21 protein-coding genes are annotated in these 26,554 nt (G+C 71.2%); 12 read left to right on the top strand and 9 right to left on the bottom strand.

Going from position 1 to position 26,554, the window contains the following annotated elements:
* Nucleotides 1-10: 10 nt before the first annotated feature.
* Together G537_RS40910 and G537_RS40905 are read right to left on the bottom strand one after the other, a co-directional pair.
* On the bottom strand, nucleotides 11-1,384 hold the full coding sequence (locus G537_RS40910; RefSeq protein ID WP_051249339.1) for a glycoside hydrolase family 28 protein: 1,374 nt from the start codon (nucleotides 1,382-1,384) through the stop codon (nucleotides 11-13).
* Nucleotides 1,371-2,594, bottom strand: coding sequence for an ROK family transcriptional regulator (locus tag G537_RS40905; RefSeq protein WP_034853543.1), 1,224 nt, complete (start codon nucleotides 2,592-2,594; stop codon nucleotides 1,371-1,373). The genes G537_RS40910 and G537_RS40905 overlap by 14 nt, the downstream gene beginning before the upstream one ends.
* Nucleotides 2,595-2,905: 311 nt before the next feature.
* Here G537_RS40905 and rimP point away from each other — a divergent pair, with 311 nt between their 5' ends.
* From rimP to pnp, 8 genes are all read left to right on the top strand, one after another.
* Nucleotides 2,906-3,460 (top strand): ribosome maturation factor RimP, encoded by a 555-nt coding sequence (gene rimP / locus G537_RS40900; protein WP_051249338.1) that lies wholly within the window; start codon nucleotides 2,906-2,908, stop codon nucleotides 3,458-3,460.
* 13 nt (nucleotides 3,461-3,473) lie between these two features.
* Nucleotides 3,474-4,964, top strand: coding sequence for a transcription termination factor NusA (nusA, locus tag G537_RS0130660; protein WP_026873296.1), 1,491 nt, complete (start codon nucleotides 3,474-3,476; stop codon nucleotides 4,962-4,964).
* Nucleotides 4,937-5,665, top strand: a complete 729-nt coding sequence (locus tag G537_RS0130655) for an RNA-binding protein (RefSeq protein WP_245579174.1) — start codon at nucleotides 4,937-4,939, stop codon at nucleotides 5,663-5,665. The genes nusA and G537_RS0130655 overlap by 28 nt, the downstream gene beginning before the upstream one ends.
* 21 nt (nucleotides 5,666-5,686) lie before the next feature.
* Nucleotides 5,687-8,374 carry a translation initiation factor IF-2 gene (gene infB / locus G537_RS0130650; protein WP_026873294.1) on the top strand — a complete coding sequence of 896 codons (2,688 nt, stop codon included), beginning with the start codon at nucleotides 5,687-5,689 and terminating at the stop codon, nucleotides 8,372-8,374.
* Between the two features lie 114 nt (nucleotides 8,375-8,488).
* A complete protein-coding gene (gene rbfA, locus G537_RS0130645) occupies nucleotides 8,489-8,920 on the top strand; it encodes a 30S ribosome-binding factor RbfA (protein ID WP_034853540.1) in 432 nt (143 codons plus the stop codon).
* The gene (gene truB, locus G537_RS0130640; protein WP_026873292.1) at nucleotides 8,910-9,866 is read left to right on the top strand and encodes a tRNA pseudouridine(55) synthase TruB; all 957 of its coding nucleotides are present in this window, start codon (nucleotides 8,910-8,912) and stop codon (nucleotides 9,864-9,866) included. Before rbfA ends, truB begins: the two co-directional genes overlap by 11 nt.
* Before the next feature lie 14 nt (nucleotides 9,867-9,880).
* On the top strand, nucleotides 9,881-10,150 hold the full coding sequence (gene rpsO, locus G537_RS0130635; protein WP_026873291.1) for a 30S ribosomal protein S15: 270 nt from the start codon (nucleotides 9,881-9,883) through the stop codon (nucleotides 10,148-10,150).
* Nucleotides 10,151-10,379: 229 nt separating this feature from the next.
* Complete coding sequence (pnp, locus tag G537_RS0130630; RefSeq protein WP_034853538.1) at nucleotides 10,380-12,530, top strand: polyribonucleotide nucleotidyltransferase; 2,151 nt, start codon at nucleotides 10,380-10,382, stop codon at nucleotides 12,528-12,530.
* 55 nt (nucleotides 12,531-12,585) lie between these two features.
* Here pnp and G537_RS0130625 read toward each other — a convergent pair whose 3' ends face one another.
* The 3 genes from G537_RS0130625 to G537_RS42550 all read right to left on the bottom strand — a co-directional run bounded on the left by G537_RS0130625 (nucleotide 12,586) and on the right by G537_RS42550 (nucleotide 16,339).
* Nucleotides 12,586-14,796, bottom strand: a complete 2,211-nt coding sequence (locus G537_RS0130625) for a xanthine dehydrogenase family protein molybdopterin-binding subunit (RefSeq protein ID WP_026873289.1) — start codon at nucleotides 14,794-14,796, stop codon at nucleotides 12,586-12,588.
* On the bottom strand, nucleotides 14,796-15,275 hold the full coding sequence (locus G537_RS0130620) for a (2Fe-2S)-binding protein (RefSeq protein ID WP_026873288.1): 480 nt from the start codon (nucleotides 15,273-15,275) through the stop codon (nucleotides 14,796-14,798). Before G537_RS0130620 ends, G537_RS0130625 begins: the two co-directional genes overlap by 1 nt.
* Nucleotides 15,276-15,454: 179 nt before the next feature.
* Entirely contained in the window at nucleotides 15,455-16,339 is an 885-nt protein-coding gene (locus tag G537_RS42550) for a helix-turn-helix transcriptional regulator (RefSeq protein ID WP_051249337.1), read from the bottom strand.
* Between the two features lie 195 nt (nucleotides 16,340-16,534).
* Between G537_RS42550 and G537_RS40890 the strand changes: the two genes are divergently transcribed.
* From G537_RS40890 to G537_RS0130600, 3 genes are all read left to right on the top strand, one after another.
* Nucleotides 16,535-17,602, top strand: coding sequence for an aldo/keto reductase (locus G537_RS40890; protein WP_034853537.1), 1,068 nt, complete (start codon nucleotides 16,535-16,537; stop codon nucleotides 17,600-17,602).
* A gap of 332 nt (nucleotides 17,603-17,934) precedes the next feature.
* Nucleotides 17,935-18,816: an MBL fold metallo-hydrolase gene (locus G537_RS40885; protein WP_034853536.1), complete on the top strand. Its 882-nt coding sequence runs from the start codon at nucleotides 17,935-17,937 to the stop codon at nucleotides 18,814-18,816.
* Between the two features lie 101 nt (nucleotides 18,817-18,917).
* On the top strand, nucleotides 18,918-20,177 hold the full coding sequence (locus G537_RS0130600) for a lytic murein transglycosylase (RefSeq protein ID WP_034853535.1): 1,260 nt from the start codon (nucleotides 18,918-18,920) through the stop codon (nucleotides 20,175-20,177).
* Nucleotides 20,178-20,183: 6 nt separating this feature from the next.
* On the opposite strand, the gene G537_RS0130595 is transcribed toward G537_RS0130600, so the two are convergent.
* A complete protein-coding gene (locus G537_RS0130595) occupies nucleotides 20,184-21,074 on the bottom strand; it encodes a LysR substrate-binding domain-containing protein (protein ID WP_034853534.1) in 891 nt (296 codons plus the stop codon).
* Nucleotides 21,075-21,163: 89 nt separating this feature from the next.
* On the opposite strand from G537_RS0130595, the gene G537_RS40880 reads away from it, so the two are divergent.
* Nucleotides 21,164-22,069 (top strand): DMT family transporter, encoded by a 906-nt coding sequence (locus G537_RS40880; RefSeq protein ID WP_051249336.1) that lies wholly within the window; start codon nucleotides 21,164-21,166, stop codon nucleotides 22,067-22,069.
* A gap of 108 nt (nucleotides 22,070-22,177) precedes the next feature.
* Here G537_RS40880 and G537_RS40875 read toward each other — a convergent pair whose 3' ends face one another.
* From G537_RS40875 to G537_RS0130575, 3 genes are all read right to left on the bottom strand, one after another.
* Entirely contained in the window at nucleotides 22,178-24,130 is a 1,953-nt protein-coding gene (locus G537_RS40875) for an NAD(P)-binding protein (protein ID WP_051249335.1), read from the bottom strand.
* Nucleotides 24,131-24,214: 84 nt separating this feature from the next.
* Nucleotides 24,215-26,077, bottom strand: coding sequence for an adenylate/guanylate cyclase domain-containing protein (locus tag G537_RS40870; protein ID WP_034853637.1), 1,863 nt, complete (start codon nucleotides 26,075-26,077; stop codon nucleotides 24,215-24,217).
* A complete protein-coding gene (locus G537_RS0130575) occupies nucleotides 26,074-26,445 on the bottom strand; it encodes a histidine triad nucleotide-binding protein (RefSeq protein ID WP_026873285.1) in 372 nt (123 codons plus the stop codon). Before G537_RS0130575 ends, G537_RS40870 begins: the two co-directional genes overlap by 4 nt.
* Nucleotides 26,446-26,554: the final 109 nt, after the last annotated feature.

The following is a 26,554-nucleotide window of genomic DNA, read 5'->3' as shown; positions in this document are numbered from 1 at the left end:
GCTCCGGCGTTCAGGGGGCCAGGTCCGGCGCGAACACGACATGCCGCAGCGCCAGCGCGCTGCGGTTCCAGCCGGGCGGCAGCGGCTCGGGGCGGCGCAGACGCAGCTGGGCGAGGCCGAGCCCGTCGACATGCCGGGCGTAGAGCGCCGGCATGCCGCCGTCATAGGGAACGAGCCCGACGATCCGCCCGTCGGCGCCGCGCACCCAGGCGTTCTTGCGCCCCTCCTGCCCCGGCTCGGGCGCGAGGTCCGCGGTGGTGGGGCGCAGGTCATAATGTCCGACGGGGTCGAGGTCCCCGGCCTCCTGCCGCAGGTCGATGCCGGCCAGGGTGACCGGGCCGACCGGCCGGTCGGGCAGGCCGACCAGCACCACGGCGCCCTCGGCCCGCCCGGACAGGCCGGTGATCGTGACGTCGCGCACCGCGCCCGGCTCCACCCCCGGATGCCGGCGCGCGATGGTGACCGTCACCGGCTCGCCGCAGCCCCAGAAGCCCTCCGGGGTCTGGTGGCAGTCGACCGTCACGCCGTCGAGGCGGATGCGCTCGATCACCCCGCCGTCGCGCGAGAAGATGCCGAAGGCCCGGTTCGAGGCCGCGACCACGCAGTCGGCGAACACCACGTCGCGGATGTCGGCCCAGGTCTCGGTGCCGATCTTCAGGGCACAGCTCTCGCTCTCGACCACGCAGCCGGTGACGACGATCCGCTCGCAGGGGCGCAGCCGGGCCGGGTCGCGGCGTGTCGTCTTCAGGCAGATGCCGTCATCCGCGGCGCTGATGAAGCAGCCCTCGATCCGCGAGTCCGAGCAGCCGTCGAGGTTGATGCCGTCGGTGTTGGGCATGCGCTTGTCGTTGCGGATCTCGACATTGCGCACCACCGCCCGGCGGCAGCCGACCAGATGGATCGTCCACATCGGCGAATCCGCGATGCCGATATCGGCGATCTCGACCCGCTCGCAATCCTCGAACACGACCATGCGCGGCCGGCGGCCGACCGGCAGATGCGTGCCCAGGCTGCCGGCGCCGGGGACGCGCCAGTGCCGGCTGTCGCCCACCAGCAGGCCCCGGCCGCCGATGCCGATGTCGCGGGCGCCCGAAGCGGTGATGAAGCCGCGGTCGGAGTCCTCGGCGATGCTGTCCACGGTGGTCTCGGCATAGCGGTCCCAGCCCGGCGCCGCCGCCAGCCGGGCACCGGCCGCGAGATGCAGCTGCACCCCGTCCAGCAGGCGCAGGCCGCCGCTGACCCAGTCGCCGGGGGGCACGACCACCGTCCCGCCGCCCCGGGCATGCGCCGCGGCGATGGCGGCGCGGATCGCCGCGGTGAGGTCGTTGCCGGTCTCGGGCGGGGCGATCGCGACGGAGCCGTGGGCGGGATCAGGCGGCGGCATCGGTCGTCATCCTCAAGGTGACGGGCAGCGGCAGCTCGCCCGGCAGGTCGTGGGCGCCGAACAGCGCGTTGTGCAGGCGGTTCAGCCCGACCGCGAGCGCGCCGACCAGGGTGGCGCGGTTGCCCAGGCTGCTGCATTCGACCGGCGGCGGGTCGATCATGCAGCGGCGCAATGCCGGCTCGATCAGGTCCCGCATCTCCGGCCGGATGCCGATGCTGCCGCCGAGCACGACCCGTTCCGGATCGACCACGGCGCAGATCGCGGCGATGGCGAGGGCCAGAAGGCGCGCGGTCTCGGCCAGCGCGGCCCCGGCCGGCGTCTCCCCGGCGGCGGCGCGGTCGAAGATGTCGCGCACCGACAGGCCCGGCGCGCCGCCCGCCGCCTCGTAGCGGTCGACGATGCCGGCGGCGGCCGCGGCGGTCTCGAACACCCCCTTCGCCTTCAGCTCCGGATCGAAGGGATCGCCGCCCAGCGGCAGGTAAGAGACCTCGCCGGCCGCGCCCCGCGCGCCGCGCAGCAGCTTGCCGTCGACCAGAACCCCGGCGCCGATGCCGGTGCCGATCGCCATGAACACCAGCGTGGCGGCGTCCTTGCCGCGGCCCTGCCAGTGCTCGCCGATGACGCCGAGATTGACGTCGTTCTCGATCCTGACCGGGCAGCCCAGCGCGGCCTCGAGCCCGCCGCGCACGTCGAAGCCGTCGAAGCCCGGGATGTTGGGGGCGAGGCGGATGGCGCCGGAGGCCGGGTCGAGCACACCGGGGCTGCCCAGCACCGCGACCTTGATGCGGCTGCCGTCGATGCCGTTGCGCGCGACCAGCCGGTCCCGCAGCGCCACGATCTGGGCCAGGATGGCCGCGCCGCCGGAGAGGTCGGTCGGCTCCACCACCTCGTCGACGATGCTGCAGGCCAGATCGGCCAGGGCGACGATCACCTTGCTGCCGCCGAGATCGATGCCGAGGACGAAGGCCGCGTCGGGCCGGACCTCGTAGGTAACGGCGGCGCGGCCGATCGCGCCGTGCGTCCGGCCGGTCTCGCGCACCCAGCCCGCCTCCTCCAGCACGCGCATCACCTCGGAGATCGTCTGCTTCGACAACCCCGTCTCCCGCGCGATCTGCGACCGCGAGATCGGCCCGCGATGGAGAACCGTCTCCATCACGGCACGGAGGCTGAGCTGGCGTGTCAGCGGCACGGGGTTGTCGAGGCGCTGCATCGTTCCCGTTTGTTCGGCAGGTTGACGAACTAAGCCTGACGGGAAACGCCGTGTGCTGTCAACCGCGGATCGGAACCGGCCGGCGAATGGACGATCCGGGACGCCGCGGCGGCCGAATCGAATCGGCGGTGGCCCATCCGGGCGAATCGAGTTGCTTATTGCTGGGGGATGGCTATATATCAGCGCAGTTACCCATAGCGTTCGACTTGACTATGGTTCGGTCGAATGATTGAGAGGGTGGGCTGCGGCCCGCCTTTTTTCGTTGTGGTGACGGCTTTCCAAGGCTCTGGACGCGGGGAATGCCGGAGAGGATGACGCAAGTGGATCAGGTGCGCGCGATCGTGGCGCCGTCGCTGGAGGCGATGGGCTATGAGGTCGTGCGCGTCCTCATGACCGGCGGCGAGCACCGGCCGCAGCTTCAGATCATGGCCGAGCGGATCGACCGCCGCGGCATGACCGTGGACGACTGCGCCGAGATCAGCCGCGCGGTGTCGGCGATCCTCGATGTCGAGGACCCGATCCCGACGGCCTACACGCTCGAGGTCTCCTCCCCCGGCATCGACCGCCCGCTGACCCGGCTCGCCGACTACGAACGCTTCCTCGGCCACGAGGCGCGGATCGAGACGCGGGTCCCGGTCGACGGCCGCAAGCGCTTCCGCGGCGTCCTGGCCGGGCTGGACGGCGAGACGGTGCTGCTGCGCGCCGAGGAGATCGGGGAGGAGCCGGTGCGGCTGCCCTTCGCCGAGATCCAGCGGGCGAAGCTGATCCTGACCGACGCCCTGATCGAAGCCGCCGCCGCAGAGGTCGAGCAGGCCGAGGCCGCGGCTGCCGCCGCCGCCCCCCAGCCCGACACCCAAGACGCATAGGAACGCCCGAGGCATGGAACTTCTGCACGTTGCCGATGTCGTGGCCCGCGAAAAGAGCATCGATCGCGACGAGGTGCTGACCGCGATGGAGCAGGCCATCCAGAAGGCCGGCCGCTCCAAGTACGGCCACGAGCACGACATCCGCGCCCACATCAACCGCAAGTCGGGCGAGATCGAGCTGCGCCGCTATCGCCAGATCGTCGAGACGGTCGAGGACGAGGCGACCCAGATCGACGCGGGTTTCGCGGCCAAGCGCTGGCCGCATCTGAAGCTCGGCGACTTCGTCATCGACGACCTGCCGCCGATCGATTTCGGCCGCATCGCCGCCCAGACGGCGAAGCAGGTGATCGTGCAGAAGGTGCGGGAGGCCGAGCGCCACCGGCAGTTCGAGGAGTACAAGGACCGCGTCGACGAGATCGTCAACGGTTCGGTCAAGCGCGTCGAATACGGCAACGTCACGGTCGACCTCGGCCGCGCCGAAGGCGTCATCCGCCGCGACGAGCTGCTGCCGCGCGAGCATTTCAAGGTCGGCGACCGCGTCCGCGCCTATATCTACGACGTGCGCGAGGAGCCGCGCGGGCCGCAGATCTTCCTGTCCCGCACCCATCCGCAGTTCATGGCCAAGCTGTTCGCCATGGAGGTGCCGGAGATCTATGACGGCATCATCGAGATCAGGGCGGTGGCCCGCGACCCGGGCAGCCGCGCCAAGATCGCGGTGATCTCGAAGGACAGCTCGATCGACCCGGTCGGCGCCTGCGTCGGCATGCGCGGCAGCCGCGTCCAGGCCGTGGTCGGCGAGCTGCAGGGCGAGAAGATCGACATCATCCCCTGGTCCTCGGATGCCGCCACCTTCGTGGTCAACGCCCTGGCCCCGGCCGAGGTGGCCAAGGTCGTGCTGGACGACACCCAGAACCGGATCGAGGTGGTGGTGCCGGACGACCAGCTGTCGCTGGCGATCGGCCGCCGCGGCCAGAATGTCCGCCTGGCATCGATGCTGACCGGCTGGGACATCGACATCCTGACCGAGGCCGAGGAGAGCGAGCGCCGCCAGGAAGAGACCAAGCAGCGCAGCGAATTGTTCATGGAGGCCCTGGACGTCGACGACGTCATTGCCCATCTCCTGGTTGCCGAGGGCTTCCGTCAGGTCGAGGAGATCGCCTATACGCCGCTCGAGGAGCTGGCGGAGATCGAAGGCTTCGACGAGAACGTGGCCGGCGAGCTGCAGGAGCGCGCGCTGCGCTGGCTCGAGGAGCGCGACCGGCAGCTGACCGAGCGCTATAAGGAGCTCGGTGTGGCCGACGATCTGGCGGCGCTGGAGTCGCTGACGCCGGCGATCCTGGTCAAGCTCGGCGAGAACGGGGTCAAGACCCTGGATGACCTGGCGGATCTGGCCGGCGATGAGCTGGTCGAGATCCTGGGTGAGAAGACGATCACCCTCGACGAGGCCAACGCCCTGATCATGCAGGCGCGGGCCCATTGGTTCGAGGAGGAGGAGAAGGCCTGAGCGACGCGACCGCCATTTTTCCTGAGGACGCAGACCTGCCCGAGGCCACGGGGCCCGAGCGGCGCTGCATCGCGACCGGAGCCGTGCGGCCGAAGGCGGAGCTGATTCGCTTCGTCGTCGGCCCCGACGGTCAGGTCGTGCCCGATTTGGCGGAGCGGCTGCCGGGCCGCGGCCTGTGGGTGTCCGCGGAGCGCGAGGCGCTGCGCCGGGCCCAGGCCAAGGGCCTGTTCGCCAAGGCGGCCCGCCAGCCGGTCCGCGCCCCCGAGGATCTGGTCGATCGGGTCGAAGCGCTCTTGCACAAGAGCTGCATCGATCTTATCGGGATGGCACGCCGCGCGGGACAGGCGGTGGCCGGATATGAGAAAGTGAAGGCGTGGCTGGCCGAGGGTCGCGCCGCGGTGCTGCTGGCGGCAGCGGACGGCGCGGCGGATGGGCGAGCCAAGCTGGCGGCCCTGGCCGCCGCGGTCCGGCCGGCGCCGGCGATTTTGGAGATCTTCTCCGCCGACGCGCTCGGGATGGCCTTCGCCCGGGACCGGATGGTACACGCTGCGGTCGCCCGCGGCGGGCTGGCGGAACGGCTGGTCGCGGAAGCGGCACGGCTGGAGGGAGTTCGTGGTCGAGCCGACCGGGTCGGACCGGCTGGACGTGGTGTGGTCGACGGGGCAGCAAATGCCGCGCCGGCCTTCTCTGTGCAGGGATAGCGGCGGATCACGCTGGACGATATGACGGATAGCAAGGAACAGGATCGCAAGACGCTGTCGCTGGGCAGTGCGAAACCCAAGCTCACCCTGGGTGGGAAGCCGGCGGATTCGGGCCAGGTGCGCCAGCAGTTCAGCCATGGCCGCTCCAAGGCGGTGACGGTCGAGGTCAAGCGCCAGCGCGGCGGCACCAACACCGCCCTCGCCGACGGCGGCGCGGCGGCACGCCGGGCGGCCGAAGGCCAGCTCGGGCGCGGCCCCCGCGGCGGCGGCGGCATCCTCGGCGGCCGGGTGCTGTCCCAGGCCGAGCGCGAGGCGCGGCAGCGCGCCCTGCAGGAGGCCCTGCGCGAGGAGGAGGCCCGCCGGCATCAGCAGCCGGCGCCGGCACAGCCTGCGCCGCAGCTGGAGCCCGAGGCCGTCGAGCCGACGCCGGAGCCGGCGGCCCCGCTCGATCCCGAGGCGCTGCGCCGGCGCGAGCTGGAGGAGCTGGCCGCGATCGAGAGCGAGGCCAAGCGCAAGGCCGAGGAGGAACGCTTCCTGCTCGAGGAAGAGCAGAAGCGCCGCGACGCCGAGCGCGTCGCCGAGGAGGCCCGCCGCAAGGCCGCGGCCGACCGCTCCGGCCAGGCCGCGGCCGCCCGGGGCCTGCCCGAGCCGGCCGGCAATGTCCGCGGCGCCCCGGTCGTCGCCGATGACGAAGAGGACACCCGCCGTCGTGGTGGCGGCGGTCGCGGGCCGGCCCGCGGCCCCGCCGGCCGCGGTGCGGCTCCGGGTCCGGCCAAGCGCGCCCCCGGCGCCGGCAAGGCCGAGCCGAAGCGCCGCTCCGGCAAGCTCACCGTGGTGCAGGCGCTCAGCGACGACGGCAGCGAGATCCGCGGCCGCAGCTTGGCGGCGATGCGCCGGGCCCGGGAGCGCGAGCGCCTGGCGATGCAGAGCCAGAACCAGGAGAAGATCGCCCGCGAGGTGGTGATCCCCGAGGTCATCACCGTGCAGGAGCTGGCCAACCGCATGGCCGAGCGCGGCGGCGACGTGGTCAAGACCCTGATGCGCCTGGGCGTGATGGCGACGATCACCCAGTCGATCGACGCCGACACCGCCGAGCTGGTGGTCTCCGAATTCGGCCACAAGCCGAAGCGCGTCGCCGAATCCGACGTCGAGATCGGCCTGCGCGGCGACGAGGACCGGCCGGAGGAGCTGCAGCCGCGGCCGCCGGTCGTGACCATCATGGGCCATGTCGACCACGGCAAGACCTCGCTGCTCGACGCGCTGCGCCACACCGACGTGGTGTCGGGCGAGGCCGGCGGCATCACCCAGCACATCGGCGCCTATCAGGTGCAGGTGGAGTCGGGCGACCGGGTGACGTTCATCGACACGCCGGGCCACGCCGCCTTCACCGAGATGCGCGCCCGCGGCGCCAACACCACCGACATCGTCGTGCTGGTGGTGGCGGCGAATGACGGGGTCATGCCGCAGACGATCGAGGCCATCCGCCACGCCCGCGCGGCGGAGGTGCCGATCATCGTCGCCATCAACAAGATCGACCTGCCCGATGCCCGGCCCGAGCGCGTGCGCACCGAGCTGCTGCAGCACGAGGTCGTGGTCGAGGAGATGGGCGGCGAGACGCTCGACGTCCTGGTCTCGGCCAAGACCGGCCAGGGCCTGGACAAGCTGGTCGAGGCGATCCTGCTGCAGGCCGAGGTGCTGGACCTCAAGGCCAATCCCGACCGCCCGGCCGAGGGCACGGTGATCGAGGCCAAGCTGGAGCGCGGTCGCGGCTCCGTCGCGACCGTCCTGGTCCAGCGCGGCACGCTGAAGGTCGGCGACATCTTCGTCACCGGCGGCGAATGGGGCCGCGTGCGCGCCCTGCTCGACGACCGCGGCCAGAACCTGAAGTCGGCGGCCCCGGCCCAGCCGGTCGAGGTGCTCGGCCTCAACGGCACGCCGCTGGCCGGCGACGACTTCATCGTCGTCGACAGCGAGGCGCGGGCCCGCGAGATCACCGAGTTCCGCACCCGCAAGCGGCGCGAGGCGGCGCATGTCGCCACCGCGCGCGGCTCGCTGGAGCAGATGTTCGAGAAGATCCGCGAGGGCGAGGCCAAGGAGCTGCCGGTCATCATCAAGGGTGACGTGCAGGGCTCGGTCGAAGCCATCGCCGGATCGCTGGAGAAGGCCGCGGGCGACAACGCCGAGGTCAAGGTGCGGGTGCTGCACTCCGCGGTCGGCGCCATCACCGAGAGCGACGTCACCCTCGCCGCCTCGACCGGCGCCATGCTGATCGGCTTCAACGTCCGCGCCAACCCGCAGGCGCGGGAGATGGCCAAGCGCGACGGCGTGGAGATCCGCTACTACTCGATCATCTACAACGTGATCGACGACGTGAAGGCGGCCCTGACCGGCCTCCTGGCGCCGAAGATGCGCGAGAACTACATCGGCAATGCCGAGATCCGCGAGGTCTTCAACATCACCAAGGTCGGCAAGGTCGCGGGCTGCATGGTCACCAACGGCATCGTCAAGCGCGGCGCCGGCGTCCGCCTGCTGCGCGACAACGTCGTGATCCACGAGGGCACGCTGAAGACCCTGAAGCGCTTCAAGGACGAGGTCCGCGAGGTGCGCGAGGGCTACGAATGCGGCATGGCCTTCGAGAACTACGACGACATCCGCGCCGGCGACGTCATCGAGTGCTTCGAGCTGGTCGAGGAGGCGCGCGCGCTCTAACGCCCGCCCCTTCTGCGCCAGCGCCGCCGGCCCTGGGCCCGGCGGCAGTTCCTTCCCCGGTCCGGCCGGGCGGCATCCCCGCCCGCCGGACCGGCGCCGTTTCGAGTACAGATCATGCGACACCATCCAGCCAACGGCCCGAGCCAACGCCAGCTGCGCGTCGGCGAGGAGCTGCGCCACGCCCTGGCCGCGATCCTGATGCGCGGCGAGCTGCACGACCCCGACCTTTCCGGCGTGTCGATCACCGTCTCCGAGGTGCGGCCGAGCCCGGACCTGAAGCACGCCACCGTCTTCGTCACCACGCTGACCGGCACCGGCATGGACACGGTGCTGCCGGCGCTGCGCCGCGCCGCCCCGTTCCTGCGCAGCCAGGTCGCCCGCGCCGTGCGGCTGCGCTACACGCCGCAGCTGAGCTTCCAGGCGGACACCAGCTTCGACTACGCGCAGAAGATCAACACGCTGATGCACCAGGACGCGGTCGCGCGCGACCTGGAGCGGGACGGCAAGGGCGCGGACGACGAGACGGACTCCGAAGATGGCGCGTAGGAAGCGCGGCCGCCCGGTGCATGGCTGGGTGGTGGTCGACAAGCCGGTCGGCGTCACCTCGACCCAGGTGGTCGGCCGCATCCGCCGGCTGTTCGACGCCGAGAAGGCCGGCCATGCCGGCACGCTGGACCCGCTGGCCAGCGGCATCCTGCCGGTGGCGCTGGGCGAAGCGACCAAGACCGTGCCCTACGCCATGGACGGCGAGAAGACCTACCGCTTCACCGTGCGCTGGGGCGAGGCGCGCGACACCGACGACGCCGAGGGCCGGGTCACCGCGACCAGCGAGGTCCGGCCCGACCCCGCCGCCGTCGCCGCGGTGGTGCCGCGCTTCATCGGCGAGATCGAGCAGGTCCCTCCCGCCTTCTCCGCGATCAAGGTGGAGGGCGAGCGCGCCTACGACCTGGCCCGGGCCGGCGAGGCGGTGACGCTGGCGCCGCGGCTGATCCGGATCGACGATCTGCGCCTGGTCGAGATCCCGGACCGCGATCATGCCGTGTTCGACGTGCAGTCCGGCAAGGGCGCCTATATGCGCGGCCTGGCCCGCGACATCGCCCTCGCCCTCGGCACCGTGGGGCACATCGTCGCATTGCGCCGCACCGCGGTGGGCCCCTTCGGTCTTGACGACGCGGTCCCCTTGGAGCATATCGACGCGCTAGCCAAGCAGCCGGGGGCCGAGCGATCGGCCCTCGACGGCATTCTGCTTCCGGTCGAGACCCCGCTGGACGACATCCCGGCGGTGGCCCTGACGGAAGCCGAAGCGCATCGGATGCGGCACGGCCAGTCGGTCGCGCTGCTACGACGCTCGGATCGGGAGCGGATCGCCGCCCTCGATCTCGATCCGGACAACCCGGACGCCATCGTGCTGGCCACCTGCGGGAGCGTTCCCGTGGCCCTGGCCCGTGTCGACGGCGGCGAGATCCGGCCGGTGCGCCTCCTCAACCTCTGATCCAGGAGACCACGATGTCGATTACGCCGGAGCGCAAGCAGGAAGTCATTGGCACCTACGCCCCCAAGGCCGGGGACACCGGTTCGCCGGAGGTGCAGATCGCGATTCTGTCCGAGCGCATCGCCAACCTGACCGAACACCTGAAGACGCATGCGAAGGACTTCCACAGCCGTCGCGGTCTTCTGATCATGGTCGGCCGCCGCCGCCGCCTGCTCGACTATCTCAAGCGCAAGAACGCCGCGCGCTACGAGGACATCGTCAAGCGCCTCGGCCTGCGTCGCTGAACTCCCGCATGCCCGGCCAGCGCCTTCGCCCAGGTCCGTCGACGGTCGGACTCCGACCGCTCCGGCGGACCGCCGTGGCGAGCGGCTGCGCCGGACCCGTGCAGAACAGCGGCTTCGTTTCGTGACATCGGCGCCGCCGGCACCCCGCCGGCGGCGCTTGTCGCATTTCGCCCCCGGGCCCGGCGTGGAGCGGCCCGACCCTGATGCCCCCCGCGGCACGGGGTGTCCGATGGAAGGAAAAGCGATGTTCAACATCTATCGCAAAGAGATCAACTGGGGCGGCCGCAAGCTGGTCCTCGAGACGGGCAAGATCGCCCGCCAGGCCGACGGCGCCGTCCTCGTCACCTATGGCGAGACGGTCGTGCTCTGCACCGCGGTCGGCTCCAAGGCCAAATCGGCCGCCGACTTCTTCCCGCTGACCGTCAACTACCAGGAGAAGGCGTTCGCCGCCGGCAAGATCCCGGGCGGCTTCTTCAAGCGCGAAGGCCGCCCGTCCGAGAACGAGACGCTGGTCAGCCGCCTGATCGACCGCCCGATCCGCCCGCTGTTCCACCCCAGCTACCGCAACGAGACCCAGGTCATCGCCACGGTGCTGAGCCACGACCTGGAGAACGACCCGGACATCCCGGCGATGATCGGCGCCTCCGCCGCGCTGACGATCTCCGGGATCCCGTTCCTGGGCCCGATCGGCGCCGCCCGCGTCGGCCACATCGACGGCCAGTACGTGCTGAACCCGACCCTGGCGCAGATCAAGGAGAGCGCGCTCGACCTGGTCGTCGCCGGCACCGATGAAGGCGTGCTGATGGTCGAGTCCGAGGCGCAGGAGCTGACCGAGGAGGTCATGCTGGGCGCCGTCGCCTTCGGCCACGAGGCCAGCCGCCAGGTGATCCAGGCGATCATCGAGCTGGCCGAGATGTGCGCCAAGGAGCCCTGGGACCTTGCGGAGGAGCCGGCCGAGGTCGCCGCCGTCCGCGCCAAGTTCCAGGAGCATGTCGCCGGCGAGCTGCGCGAGGCCTACAAGATCGTCCGCAAGCAGGACCGCTACGCCGCGGTCGACGCGGTCAAGGCGAAGGCGCTGGCCCTGCTGGAGGGCAACGACGCCGAGCTCGCGGTCGGCGCCAAGGTGTTCAAGGATTTCGAGAGCGACATCGTCCGCGGCAACATCCTGGACACCGGCCTGCGCATCGACGGCCGCGACACGAAGACGGTCCGCCCGATCGTCGCCGAGGTCGGCGTGCTGAAGCGGGCCCACGGCTCGGCCCTGTTCACCCGCGGCGAGACCCAGGCGCTGGTGGTCACCACCCTCGGCACCGGCCAGGACGAGCAGATCATCGACGCGCTCGAGGGCGAGTACCGCGAGAACTTCATGCTGCACTACAACTTCCCGCCCTATTCGGTCGGTGAAGCGGGGCGCATGGGCAGCCCGGGCCGGCGCGAGATCGGCCACGGCAAGCTGGCCTGGCGCGCGGTGCATCCGATCCTGCCGACCAAGGAGCAGTTCCCCTACACCATCCGCGTGGTGTCGGAGATCACCGAGTCGAACGGCTCCTCCTCGATGGCCACGGTCTGCGGCTCGTCGCTGGCGCTGATGGATGCCGGCGTGCCGCTGTCCAGCCCGGTCGCCGGCATCGCCATGGGCCTGATCAAGGAGGGCGACCGCTTCGCCGTCCTGACCGACATCCTGGGCGACGAGGACCATCTCGGCGACATGGACTTCAAGGTCGCCGGCACCGAGCGCGGCGTCACCAGCCTGCAGATGGACATCAAGATCACCTCGATCACCGAGGAGATCATGAAGATCGCGCTGGAGCAGGCGCGCGAGGGCCGCATCCACATCCTGGGCGAGATGGCCAAGGCGCTGTCGGCCGCCCGCGGCGAGGTCAACAAGAACGCGCCGCGGATCACCACCTTCTCGATCCCGAAGGACAAGATCCGCGAAGTGATCGGCACCGGCGGCAAGGTGATCCGCGAGATCACCGAGACCACCGGCGCCAAGATCGACATCGAGGACGACGGCACCATCAAGGTGGCGGCGGTCGACGAGGGCGCGGCCACCGCGGCGATCGAGTGGATCAAGGGCATCGTCGCCGAACCCGAGGTCGGCAAGGTCTACAACGGCAAGGTGGTGAAGACCGTCGACTTCGGCGCCTTCGTCAACTTCCTGGGCAGCCGCGACGGCCTGGTCCACATCTCGGAGATGCGGCCCGGCCGCGTCGCCAAGGTGGCCGACGTCGTCAAGGTCGGCGACGAGGTCAAGGTCAAGGTCCTGGGCTTCGACGACCGCGGCAAGATCAAGCTGTCGATGAAGTTCATCGACCAGCAGACCGGCCAGGAGCTGCCGCGCGAGGAGGCCAAGCCGCAGCCGGAGACGGCAGGCTGAGGCTTCCCCTCGGTGGAGAAGACAAGGGCGGCCTTCGGGCCGCCCTTTTTGTTGCTTACGCCGCCCGCCTGAATCCGGCGGTGTCGATCGGCAGCCGGCGCACCCGCTTGCCGGTCGCGGCGAAGACGGCGTTGCACAATGCCGGGATCACCGGCGGCAGGGCCGGTTCGCCGAGGCCGGTCGGCGGGAAATCGGTGGCGACGAACTCGACCGCGATCTCGGGCGTGCCGGGGATCCGCGGCAGAGGATAAGTGTCGAAATTCTCCTGCTCGACCCGCCCGCCGGCCACGGTGATGGCGAGGCCGCCCAGCGCCTGGCCGAGGCCGTCGATCACCGAGCCACGCACCTGGTTCTCGGCGCCGGAGGGGTTGACGATCTGGCTGCCGATGTCGCCCGCCACCCAGACGCGCGGCACGGTGACCGTGCCGTCCGGCGCCACCGCCGCCTCCGCCACCTCGGCGAAATAGCCGAGATGGCAGAAGTAGAAGGCGAAGCCCTTGCCGCTGCCGGCGGCCGGCTTGACCGGCCAGTTCGACATCGACACCACCTTCTCGATCACGCCGCGGGCCCGGCCGGTGTGGAACTGCGCCCGCGCCCCCTCGCGCGCCGGCAGTGCCCTGGGCTCGCCGAGCAGCCCCAGCAGCAGCGTCGGCAGGTCGATGCCCACCTCGGCCGCCACCTCGTCCAGGAAGGACTGGTAGGCCCAGGCCAGCCCGTTCGACCGCGGCGCCCGCATCGCCCCGGTCGGCACCACGCTGTCGATGCCGGACTGGGCGAACAGCAGGTTCGGCGCCATCAGCGCCGGCAGCTCCTGGAAGTCGAAATCGCCGCTCGGGACCGGCTTTCCGCCCCGCGTCAGGGTGACGAAATGGCCGGTGAAGACGGTCGGCCTGCCCGTGGCGTCGAAGCCGGCGGTGAAACGGTGCCAGCCGGCCGGGCGGTAGAAGTCGTGCTGGATGTCCTCCGCCCTCGTCCACACCAGCTTGACCGGCGTGCCCGGCACCTGCCGCGCGATCGCCGCCGCCTGCACCACATAGTCGTTCATCAGCCGCCGGCCGAAGCCGCCGCCGATGCGCGGCATGTGCATGGTGATCGCCTCGGGCTTCAGCCCCAGCGCCTCGGCCACCAGGGCACGCCCGCGCTGCGGCATCTGGGTCGGCGCCCACAGCTCCAGCGTCCCGTCCTCGCGGTAGAGGGCGGTGCAGTTCTGGGGCTCGAGCGGCGCGTGCGACAGGAACGGATAGGCGTAGTCCGCCGTGATCCGCCTGGCCGCGCCGGCCATGGCGCCTTCCACGTCGCCGGCGCGGAACAGCTCGGCCTGCGGCTTGCCCTCGAACAGCGCCTTGGCCCGGGCGTCGTAGCCGTCGCTGCTCTGCGTCGCGCCGGGGCCTTCATCCCATTCGAGCTTCAGCGCCTGCCGCGCCTGATCCGCGAGCCACCAGTTCGTCGCCAGGATCGCGACGCCGTCGACCAGGCTTTCCGGCCGGCCGTTGCCCCGGACCGTGAAGACCTGGCGCACGCCCGGCCGGCCGCGGGCGGCGTCGAGATCGGCCGATTTCAGCGTGCCGCCGAACACCGGGCAGCGTTCGAACACCGCGTACAGCATGCCCGGCAGCCGGACATCGATGCCGAAGATCGGCTCGCCGCGCACCACCTTCGGGCTGTCGCAGCCGCCGATCGGCCGGCCGATGATGCGGAACTCGGCCGGGTCCTTCAGCCGCATCTCGGCCGGGTCGGGCATGGGCAGCGCCGCGGCCTCGGCCGCGACCTCGCCATAGCCCAGGCTGCGTCCGCTGGCGGCGTGCAGCAGGCGCCCCGATCGCGTGGTGACGCTGTCGGCCGGCACGCCCCAGCGCCGCGCCGCCGCCTGGACCAGCAGCCCCCGTGCCGCGGCGCCGACCTGGCGCATCGGCATCCAGTTGCTCGGCGTGGCCCGGCTGCCGCCGGCCGTCTGCGGACCGTAGACGGCCTCGTCCGCCACGGCCTGGGTCACGGTGACCTGGTCCCAGTCGACGTCCAGCTCGTCGGCGATGATCATCGGCAGCGAGGTCTTGATGCCCTGCCCGATCTCCGGGTTCTTGCCGGTGATCGTCACCCGCCCGTCCGGCGCGATGGCGATGAAGGCACCGAACGTTCCGCCGCCGTCTTCCCCTGCTGCGGCCGGGAGGGGCAGGGTCGCGTCGATCAGGAGGCCGCCGCCCACCAGCAGCGAGGCCTTGAGGAAGGCGCGCCGGCCGAGGCCGGATTCGGTGAGGATGTGTCCCATCAGCCGGCCCTCCCTTCCGCCGCCTTCCGTTCGGCCGCCCGGAGGATGGCGGCGCGGATGCGGTTGTAGGTGCCGCACCGGCAGAGATTGCCGGCCATGGCGGCGTCGATGTCGCCGTCGCCGGGCGCCGGGGTGGTGGCCAGAAGCGCCGCGGCGGACATGATCTGCCCGGCCTGGCAGTAGCCGCACTGCATCACGTCGAAGGCCAGCCAGGCCTGCTGCAGCCGGGCGCCGATCTCGGTGGCGCCGATGCCTTCGATGGTGACGATCTTCGACGTGCCGACATCGCCGATCGCGGTCTGGCAGGCGCGCACAGGGGCGCCGTCGAGATGCACGGTGCAGGCGCCGCACAGCCCCGCCCCGCAGCCGAATTTGGTGCCGACGAGGCCGAGCTCGTCGCGCAGCGCCCACAGGAGGGGCATCTCCGGCGGGGCGTCGATCCGCTCGGTCCGGCCATTGATGTTGAGGTCGACAGCCATGGACAGCTCCGTCTCTGCGACCGGGCGTGCCTGGCGGACCGCCGCCTGCGCGCCCGGTCCGGAAATCCGGGAAGGAGAAGGATACGATCCGTTTGTCGCAGAACTTTGCCAGGTAACCCGGTGACCGTCCTAGGTCACTGGCCCGCTGCGGCATCCGGTCCCATGCGGACGGTCCGTTGCTAGGCCTCGCGGGCCGGGCCGGCGCCGTTCACCGCGCGGTACTGCGACGGGGTCATGCCGGTGACGCCGCGGAACACCCGGGCGAAGTGGCCAGGGCTGACGAAGCCGCAGCGCAGCGCGATCTCCGCCACGGAGCCGCCGCCGGTCGCCAGCATCCGCATGGCGCGGCGGATCCGCCTCTCATTGATGAAGGCGAGCGGCGTCTGGCCCGTCGTCGCCCGGAACGCCCGATGCAGGCGGCCGGGCGAGAGGCCGACCGCCTCGGCCAGATCCGCGATCCGGATCTCCGCGGCGAAATGGGCGTCCACATAGTCGGCGATCCGGCGCAGGCGCCAGGGTGGCAAGGCCCAGCGGCGCGGGCCGCCGTCGGGCCGGGCGCGGCCGTAGCGCCGGACGAGGTGATGGGCCAGGGCCCAGGACATCGCCTCGCCATAGCTGCGGTCCAGCCCGCCTTCCGCTGCGAGGCGCGCGGCCTCCGCCACCATGCCGGCCAGGAACGGCGCCTCCTGATTGGTGAAGGCGGCGCCGTCCAGCGACCGCCCGGCCGGGTCGAACACCTCGTCCTCCAGCAGGGCGGGGTCGAGCGAGATCGACGCCCATTCCGATTCGACCCCGCGCAGCCGGAGCCGGCGTTCGCAATGGGCCGGCACGAAGGACACGGCGCCCGGCCGGTCGCTGCCGACAAAGCGGTGGCCGCAGGACGAGAGCACCTCCTGATGGCGCGCGCCGCCCGTCAGCGTCACCAGGACCAGGTGATGCGGGATCCGGATCGTGCCCTCGACGGCCTCGGTGTAGGACCGGCGCGCCGTGTCGAAGACGCCGCCGGCCCAGGCGAAGCTGCGCCAGCCGGTGGCCCGCGGCTCGATCCTGCGCTCGTATGCCATGCGGTCCCTGCGGCTCCCGGTCTCGACCGACGCGCCGAGGTTAGCCGCGGCGATTTCGGGTGTCAGTGTGCCCCGCCGACGCATCCCCGCCCGCGGATCGGGTCAGGATCCGGCGCAGGCGGGTCAGGATCCGGCGCATCCGCCGCGGGGACGGCCGGTACAGTCCGCATCGCACCAGCCCGAACGGATACAGCGATGCGACGGACCCAGGACCTTCTCCCTTCCACCGATCGGCGCGGCCTGATGCGCGGTGCGCTCGGGCTCGGCCTCCTCGCCGCGGCGCCCGCCCTGCCCGGCCCTTCCGCCCGCGCGCAGACCGCCGATGGCGGCGTCGTCACCCGCACCGTGCCGCGCACCGGCGAGACCCTGCCGGCGATCGGCCTCGGCACCTTCCTCACCTTCGACACCATTCCGGGCGCGCCGCGCGACCATCTGCGCGAGGTGCTGCGCCGGTACTGGGACGGCGGCGCCCGCGTGGTCGACACCTCGCCCCTCTACGGCACCGCCGAGACCACGGTCGGGGATTTCGCCACCGCGCTCGGCATCGGCGACCGGATCTTCGTCGCCAACAAGATCTGGGCGACGGGCGACTTCCTGGCCGATGAGAGCCACGCCCAGCGCAGCCTGCGCCTGTCGGAAGACCGGCTGTGGCGCGGCCGGATCGACCTGATGCAGTGCCACAGCCTGGTCAATGTCGACCTCATCGTTCCGTATCTGCGCGCCTGGAAGAAGGAGGGGCGGATCCGCCATCTCGGCGTGACCCACTACGAGAACGCCTATCTGGAGCCGCTGGCCGGCTGGGTGGAGCGCGGCGATCTCGACTTCGTGCAGGTCAACTACTCGATCTTCAACCGGCGCGCGGAGGAGCGGGTGCTGCCGGCAGCCGCCGACCGCGGCACCGCCGTCCTGACCAACATGCCGTTCGAGAAGGCGCGGCTGTTCAAGGTCGTTGAAGGCCGGCCGCTGCCCGACTTCGCCGCCGAGCTCGGCATCGACAGCTGGGCGGCGTATTTCCTGAAATGGGTGATCTCGAACCCGGCCGTGACCTGCGCCCTGCCGGCGACCGCCGATCCGGACCACGCCGCCGAGAACATCACCGCGCTGCGCGGCCCGCTGCCCGATGCCGAGATGCGCCGGCGCATGCTGCGGCACATGGAGACGATCCCCGGCTTCGACGGCATCGCCGGGATGCCGTGGTACCCGGACAAGCGCTACCCTGGCATCATCGCCCGCGCCCAGGCCGAGCTGCGCGCCCGGAGCTGATCGCAGCATGCATGGGAATGCTCATGCGAACCCCAACCGCCCGCCGGCCATAAACCGATAATCCGCATAGACGTTCTGTCTTTGATCCTAAATCCATGGCCGGCTCGCGCACCGATCTCAGTATTGGACGCAGACCTCATGTCAATGCTTCCCGATCGTCTGGTAACATCCAATGATATGGATGGACAGCATTTATTGTGTTATTGTTGCGATTGATGACTTGAGTCTGTAATCCTGCGTCAAGATTTCGCTTCAGGTTGAAATTCCCGTTTGCGGAGTATTTTGCCACCATGGTGAGAGATGCTGCGACGAATTCCTGCGAGCGAGCGACCATGGCACTGGCCGGCACGGCGCCCACGGTGGACGCCTTCTTCGACCCGCGCACCTCGAGCCTGCAATACGTCGTCTCCGACGGAGAGACCTGCGCGATCATCGATTCCGTCCTCGACTTCGACCCGAAATCCGGCTGCGTCTCCACCCGCAATGCCGACCGGATCCTGGACCATGTCGAGCGCGCCGGGCTGCGGATCGCCTGGATTTTGGACACCCACCCGCATGCCGATCATTTCTCCGCCGCGGCATATCTGAAGGAGAAGACCGGCGCGCCGACCGCGATCGGCGAGAAGGTCGCCGGCGTCCAGGCGCTGTGGCGGGAGATCTACAACCTGCCGGGCCAGCCGACCGACGGGTCGGGCTGGGACCGGCTGTTCCGCGACGGCGACCGGTTCCGCATCGGGTCGCTGGAGGCCCAGGTGATGTTCTGCCCGGGCCACACGCTGGCTTCGGTCACCTATCTCGTCGGCGACGCCGCCTTCATCCACGACACGCTGTTCATGCCCGACGGTGGCACGGCCCGCGCCGATTTCCCCGGCGGCGATGCGCGCCAGCTCTGGGCCTCGATCCAGCGGATCCTGGCTCTGCCGGACGAAACCCGCCTGTTCACCGGGCACGACTACCAGCCGGACGGGCGGGAGCCGCGCTGGCAGAGCACCGTCGCCGACCAGAAGGAGCGCAACATCCACGTCGCCGCGCTCACCGAGGCCGAGTTCGTGGCGCTGCGCCGGGACCGCGACCGGACGCTGCCACTGCCGGCGCTGATGCTGGCGGCGCTGCAGGTGAACATCCGCGGCGGCCGCCTGCCCGAGCCCGAGGCGAACGGCCGGCGCTATCTGAAGATCCCGCTCGACGCCTTCCCCGACGCGCCGCAGGGGTGACCTTGCGTGGGACTTTGCGGCAGCCCTGCCGCCTTCCGGCCTTGATCTCAAGGCACTTTGCCGCGACGTTCACCGACTGATTCGGAATCGCGGAGAGGCCCATGTCGATGACCACACGGATGGCGGTTCTGGCCGGGGTGGTGCTGCTGGCCGGCTGCCAGAGCTCGGGCCAGGGCCAGCCGGTGGTGCCGACCCCGGCGCCCGGCGCCTCGGCCTTCCCCCCGGCCCAGTCCGAGGCGCAGGGCTTCCAGCAATGGGTGGCGGCGTTCCGCGCCGAGGCCGCGGCCCGCGGGATCAGCCAGGCGACGCTGGCCACCGCCTTCGACACCGTGCAGTTCCTGCCGAACGTGATCGAATCCGACCAGTCGCAGGCCGAGTTCACCCGCGCCATCTGGGACTATCTCGACCGCTCCGTCTCGGCCGACCGCATCCGCAACGGCCAGGCGATGCTGGCGCAGTGGGGATCGATCGCCAATGCCGTGGAGCAGCGCTACGGCGTGCCGAAGCAGGTCATCGTCGCGATCTGGGGCATCGAGAGCAATTACGGCCAGAACTTCGGCAGCACCGAGGTGATCGACGCCCTCGCCACCCTCGGCTATGAGGGCCGCCGCCGGGACTGGGCCAGGGAGCAGCTGTTCGCCGCACTGCAGATCCTGCAGCAGGGCGACATCAGCCGCGACCGCATGCTCGGCTCCTGGGCCGGCGCCATGGGCAACACCCAGTTCCTGCCGACGGTGTTCCTGAGCTCCGCCGTCGACGCCGACGGCGACGGCCGCCGCGACATCTGGGGCAGCATCCCCGACGTCATGGCCTCGACCGCCAACTACCTGGCGCAGTCGGGCTGGCAGCGCGGCCAGCCCTGGGGCGTCGAGGTCACCCTGCCGCCCGGCTTCGACTATTCGGTGGCGGAGCTGAGCACCAAGCGCCCTGTGGCGCAGTGGGCGGCGCTGGGGGTGAAGCCCGTCTCCGGCCGCAGCCTGCCGGCGCTGGGCGACGCCTCGGTGATCACCCCGGCGGGCGCCCGCGGCCCGGCCTTCCTGGTCGGGCCGAACTTCAGCGTCATCATGAAGTACAACAACTCGACCAGCTACGCGCTCGCGGTCGCCACCCTCTCCGACCGGCTGGCCGGCGGCGGCCCGATCGCCGGGGCCTGGCCGCGCGAGGAGCAGCCGCTGTCGCGCAGCGAGGTGATGGAGCTGCAGTCGCTGCTGGCGGCCCGGGGCTTCTCCACCGGCGGGACGCCGGACGGGCTGATCGGGCCGGCGACGCGCGGCGCGATCCGGGCCTGGCAGGTCTCCAAGGGCCTGGTCCCGGACGGCTTCGCGACGACGAGCCTGCTGCAGGCGGTGCGGGCGGGATAGCCGGCGTCACATCGTCCGGGCCAGGGCCGTCATCCGTACCACCAGCGCGGCGACCGCCGGCCGGGTCTCGCCCGTGCGGGTCAGCAGGTGGTAGGCCAGCGGGCTGGCCACCTCCCGCTCCCCCAGCCGCACCAGGCCGCTTGCACGGATGGCACGGTCGGAGAACGGCGCCCGGGCCAGGGCGACGCCCAGCCCGGCTTCCGCCGCCGCCAGGACCAGCGTGTAGTCTTCGAAGCGCCGGTCCTGCGGCCGCGGCTTCAGCGTGATGCCGCAGGACGCGAACCAGGCGCGCCAGCCGGTCAGGTCGGAATCGTGCAGCAGCGGCGCCCGCAGCAGCCCTTCCGGCGACGGGCCGAACCGCTGCGCCAGCCGGGGATGCGCCACCGGATACAGCCGTTCCGGCAGCAGCTTCGACACCTCGACACCGCGCCAGCCGCCGGTGCCGTAGCGCACGGCGAGGTCGACCTCGCCGCCTTCGACATCGGCGTTGCGGCCCTCCACGGCGATCTCGATCCGCAGTGCCGGGTCCCCCTGCTCCAGTTCCGCCAGCCGTTCGAACAGCCACAGCTTGGCGAAGCCCGGCACCACGCTGATCCGCACCACCTCCGGCCCGCGCCGGCGGCGCCAGCGCACCGCCGCCTCGTCGATCAGCCGGAACGCCGCCTCGACCTTCGACACGAAGCGCTGCCCGTCCGGGGTCAGGCGCACGCCGCGGCCATGGCGCTCGAACAGGGCGGTGCCGAGCCAGGCCTCCACCGTCGCGACGCGCCGGCTGACCGCACCATGGGTCAGGCCCAGCGCCTCCGCCGCCGCGCTGAAGGAGTCCTGGCGGGCGACGACGCAGACCGTGTCGAGGGCGTCGAGCGGCGGGCGTTCGGGTGACGAGCTGTGATGCATACGCACAGCTCGCGCTCGATCGGTGCGCTATGTCAACAGCCCGGCCGGTGCCAGAACGGAGACCCTTCGTCGAACCGAGGTGCCTTGCCGTGCCCAGCCGCGCTTCCCTGGCCACTGCCGCGGTGACCGTCACCATCCTGTCCTGGGCCTCGGCCTTTCCGGCGATCCGCCTGGCGCTGCGCGAGCTGGCGCCGGTGCCGCTGGCCGCCGCCCGCTTCGCGGTGGCGGCGCTGCTGGTTCTGGCCTGGCTGGCCTGGCGCCGGCCGCCGCGCCCGGCCTGGCCCGACCTGCTGCGCTTCGCCCTGTGCGGGCTGATCGGCATCGCCGCCTACAATATCCTGCTGAACACCGGGCAGCGCACCGTGGCCGCCGGGGCCGCCAGCTTCATCGTCAACACCGCGCCGATCCTGACCGCGCTCCTGGCCCGGCTGGTGCTGGGCGAGCGCTTCGGCGCCCGCGGCTGGGCCGGCACGCTGGTCAGCTTCGCCGGCATCGCGCTGATCGCCTCGGCCCAGCCCGGCGGCCTGGCCTTCGGCGCCGGCGCCAGCCTGGTGCTGGGCTCGGCGCTGTGCATGGCCTGCTACGTCGTGCTGCAGAAGCCGCTGGTGGCGCGGTACGGCGCCCTGACCTGCACCGCCTGGACGCTGCTGACCGGCGCGCTCCTGCTCTCGCCCTGGCTGCCCGCCGCGGCGGACGGGCTGTCGCAGGCCGGCCCGGCGACGGTCGCCGCGGTGATCGGCCTCGGCGTGCTGCCCGCCGCGATCGGCTACGCCACCTGGACCTATGCCCTCGGCCATTTCGGCGCGGCGCGGGCGGCGAACTTCCTGTACCTCGTGCCGCCGGTCGCGACCGTCCTCGCCCTGCCGATGCTGGGCGAGATGCCGGGGCCGCAGACGCTGCTGGGCGGCGCGATCGCCATCGCCGGCGTGGTCCTGGTCAACACGCGCGGACGTGCGGGGTCGACTGCGGCTATCGCTTTCCCTAAGGAAATGTGAGGCTTCTCGTCATTGCGAGCGCAGCGAAGCAATCCAGGGCAGTTTAGCGTGGCCCCTGGATTGCTTCGTCGGCTTCGCCTCCTCGCAATGACGGTGTGAGAACTGTTCCTACAGACCCAGCTGCTCGCGCGGCGGGCCGGGGAAGTCGGCGAAGGCCGGCGCCCCGTCCGGCGTGCCCAGCAGCTCGCGCACCGCCCGGGTGGCCTGGTCGATCGCCGAATGGGCGTAGGCGTAGGCGCCGGAATCGGAGTTGGCGATCGCCACCCGGCCCCAGGGCCGGCGCGCCGTCTCGATCGGCAGCGGCCCGTTCGGCCAGAACGGGTCCCAGGGCCGCATGTATTCATAGGCATAACCGTGCGACCAGCGGTTGACGGTGATCGCCTCGATGTCACGCGCCGGGTCGAAGCCGCCGCCGGACAGGGCGCGGCCCAGCAGGTCGCGGATCTGCCGCTCCATCTCCTCGAAGGTCAGCCGGGTCAGCTCGAGGCGCCCGGCCTGGGACTGCTCACGCGACGACAGCCCCGGCTGCAGCGGCACCTTGCTGAGATGCAGCAGCACCGGGTCCTCCGGCTTGTCGGCGAAGCGGTAGCCGCCCATGCTGACCGGGAAGTCGATCTCCGCCCCCGACCAGAAATGGCCGGGCGCGTCGAAGCCGTCGATGCCCAGCTTGGCGAAGGCGGTCCAGTTCCGGATCAGGACGTTGGTGTAGATCAGCGGCACCTTCTGCTGGTCGCGCAGCGCCTCGACCTGCGCCGCCGGCAGCTCGTCGGTCAGGAACGGGATCACCCGGTGCCAGCAGGCCAGCACCACATGGCCGGCTTCGACCGTGCGCAGGCGGCCGCCCTGGACGTAGGAGATTTCGACCGAGCTGGCCGAGGCGGGGTCGCCCTGGTGCTTCACCCGCACCACGGTCGAGCTGAGCCGGATCCGCGCCGGCTGGCCGTCGAGGTCGAGCCTGGCGTAATCGACCGGCGCGAGGACGAGATCCTCCATGCTGCCGCCCGGCACGGCCGCCGGGACCAGCGCCCGCACCAGCGCCCGAGCGACGCCGGCATTACCGTCGGGGAAGTGGTAGATGTAGTCGTCCGGGTCGGTGCGGGCCAGGCGGCCGCTCGGGCTCATGGTCGGATAGGCACCGTCGCCCAGATCCATGCCGTCGAAGCCGGGATTGCCGTTGGCCCAGGCGTCGAGACAGGTGGTGCCGTCGATGCCGACGCCGAAATAGCCCTCGGTCGAGCCCTGGAAATACGCGACCAGCTGCGGGTCGGCCTTCACCAGCTCGGTCAGGAACTGGGCGTAGGTGGTCTTCGACAGCCGTTCCAGCTTCTCGGCCCGCGACAGCCCCGGCAGGTAGTCGGCCGGCGAATCGATCAGGGCGATCAGGTCCTGCTTGGTCTTGTCGGTCAGCGGCGTCTGCGGCACCCAGTCGGCGGCGGCCTCGGCCTCCTTCACCAGCGCGTCGGCGCCGAACACCTCCTTCGGGAAGAACACGGCACGGGACAGGCCGCGCGCCTCGGCCCAGCCCTGGTCGTAATAATCCTCGAAGCGCTTCGGCTCGATGCCGATCTCGGCCAGAAGGGCGTTCACCGCCGGGCTGAAATAGCTCGGCGTCTGCAGCGACTGCGAGCCGCCATAGCCGATGATGGTGCGGCCGTCGGCGCTGGTGAACTCGTTGCGCTTGGCGTGGCCGCCGAAATCGTCGTGATTCTCGATCACCAGCACACGGGCATTCGCGCCGGCCTGCTTGCGGTACTGAACCGCCGCGGCCAGGCCCGAGATGCCGCCGCCGACCACCACCAGGTCGTAGCGCTCGCCGGTCGGCTCCGGCGCCCCGGCCTTGTCCCAGAAGCTGCCGTCGCGCACCGCGTGCATGACGCTGTAGGAGCCTTCGTGATGGCCGCGCAGGCCGGTCAGCTTCGGCGGATAGCCCTGGGTCGCCGCGAAGGCGCTGCGGACGAACGGCCGGTGCAGCACGGCCGCTGCCACCGTCATGGCGGCGCCGTCGAGAAAATCCCGCCGGCTGATGGCCCGGCCCATTCCCAGATCGCGATCGGACGGCATGGTTCCCCCCTGTCCCTGGCTGGCACCGATTCAGAGGGGTCATGGTGGCGGAATTGCGGTACGAACCGTGGCGGCTTGCGGATCTCAGTCCGCCGGCTTCATCCCGATCAGCCGGAAGATCTCGACCTCGCCGTTGCGGCCGCGGACGCGACGCGGGCCCAGGCTCTCCACCTCGAACTCCGGGCCCAGCAGCCCCGCGGTCTCGGCGCTGATCAGGATCGTCGTCTCCTCGTCGCCCGCCAGCACCTTGCCCAGCTGCTCCAGCCGGTTGCCGATGTTCACGGTGTCGCCGACGATGGTGTAGTTGGTGCGCCCGGGCGCGCCGATGTTGCCGACCACGACCGGGCCGCTGTGCAGCCCGATGCGCAGCTTCAGCCGCGGCCGGCCGGCGGCGGCGCGGCGGTCGTTCTCGGCCCGCATCACCGCGGCGATGGAGAGCGCCGCGCGGGCCGCCCGCGGCGCATGGTCCTTCACCTTCTCCGGCGCCCCCCAGAACGCCATCAGGCAGTCGCCGATGAACTTGTCGATGGTCCCGGATTCGGCCTCGACGCAGCGCGCCAGCATGGCGAAATGCTCGTTCAGGAAGGCGGCGATCCGCGCCGCCGGCAGCCGTTCCGCCGCCGCGCTGAAATTGGCGATGTCGGTGAACATCACCGTCATGATCCGCTCGATCGAGACCACATCCTCGCCGTCGCCCTTGACGATCAGGCGCCGGACCAGGCCCTTCGGCACATAGGTCTCGAGCCAGCGCAGCCCCACCAGCATGGTGTTGAAGGCCTGGGCGCCCTCGTTCAGCTCCCGGAACACGCTGCCCGGCAGCGGCTTGAGCTGGCTGAACTCCAGCGTCCCCACCGCCCGCGCCTGGTCGGAGAAGGCGCGCACCGGCCGGGCGATCATGCGGCCGACGAAGACGCCGACGATGATCGCCAGCACCATCACCGCGAGGCCGGCCAGGCCGGCGCGGATCACCCGCCAGACCTCGGCCCCGATCGCGTCGCCCGGCACATGGATGCCGAGGATCAGTTGCGTCGGGCCGAAGCCGTAGATGGTGCGGTACAGGAAGATCTCGTCCTGGTCGCCGATCTGGACCTCGCGGATCCGCACCCGCGGGTTGCGCACGGTGACCGGCGCGCCTTCGGTCCACAGCGCCGCCAGCGCCGGGTCGCCGACCTGGTCGAGCCGCGGCAGCGGCTGCTCCTCCGAAGCCGGCGGCGGGTCCGCGGCCATGCGCGGATGGGCCAGGACCCGGTTCTCGCCGTAGAGGATGAAGGGCACCTGCGACGGGTCGCTGGAGACCCGCGCCAGGAACTTCGACAGGTCCTGCACCGTGACCACCGCGAACAGCACGCCGACCAGCTGGCCCTCGCGGCGCACCGGCTGCCGCAGGTTCATCACCGTCGCGTGCGGCCCCTCCTTCAGGTACAGGATCTCGCCCCAATAGGCGTCGACCTTGCCGGCGGCCTCGGCCAGGGCTTGGCGGCTGGGTTCGGTCTCGTTCTGTTCGTCGAAGGTGTCGTAGCTGCCGTCCTGCTCGCGCGTGACGCCGCGGATGCGCAGATCCTCGGTCAGGTAGGCGATCGAGCGCACCTGCGGCGACGCGGCGAGCGCGCCGGTCAGCATGGTCGAGAACCGGTCCATGTTGTCCGGGTCGAGCCGCCCCTGCTGCAGCAGCAGGGCCAGGCTGCCGAGCTCGTTCGACACCGGCTCGAGATGCTGGCGCAGCTGCGCCTCGACCGAGGCCACGCCGATCTCGGCCTGGTTGGTCAAGAGGTCGAAGGTGGTGCGCGCCGCCGTGGTCCAGTAGATCGCCAGCACCGCCGCGACCGCGATCGCCACCAGGCCGCCGATGGCGACGGCCAGCGTGCGGGCCAGGGTGACGGTGCGCCGGCGCGGCCCGTTGCTCCTGCGGGCCGGTGCCGCGGCCTCGGCGGAGACCGGCAGGGTCATGGGGCGATGGCGGGATCCAGCATCCGGCCGAGCGGCCGGCCGCCGAAGACATGGATGTGCAGGTGCGGCACCTCCTGGTGCCCGTGGCCGCCGATGTTCGACAGGATGCGGTAGCCGGGCTCGGCCAAGCCGAGATCGCGGGCGACCCGGCCGACCGCCCGGGTCAGCGCCGCGATCTCGGCGTCGCTGGCGCGCTCCGAGAAATCGTCCATCGAGACGTAGGCGCCCTTGGGGATGACCAGCACATGCACCGGCGCCTTCGGGCCGATGTCGTGGAAGGCCAGGACATGCTCGTCCTCGTACACCTTCTTGCACGGCAGCTCGCCGCGCAGGATGCGGGCGAAGACATTGTTCGGGTCATAGGCCATCGGTTCGTCCTCGGTCTTCGCTGATGAAGGATGACACATGCTGCTGAATCGCGGCGAAATTCAGCCAACGCCCCAGCGACCCTTTCGGTGCCGGCGGCGACGCGTTGTC

It is taken from the genome of Inquilinus limosus DSM 16000 (assembly GCF_000423185.1).
GTDB classification, from domain to species: Bacteria; Pseudomonadota; Alphaproteobacteria; order DSM-16000; family Inquilinaceae; genus Inquilinus; species Inquilinus limosus.
The sequence above is the reverse complement of the archived record's forward strand: the minus strand, read 5'-3'. Positions and strand labels throughout refer to the sequence as shown.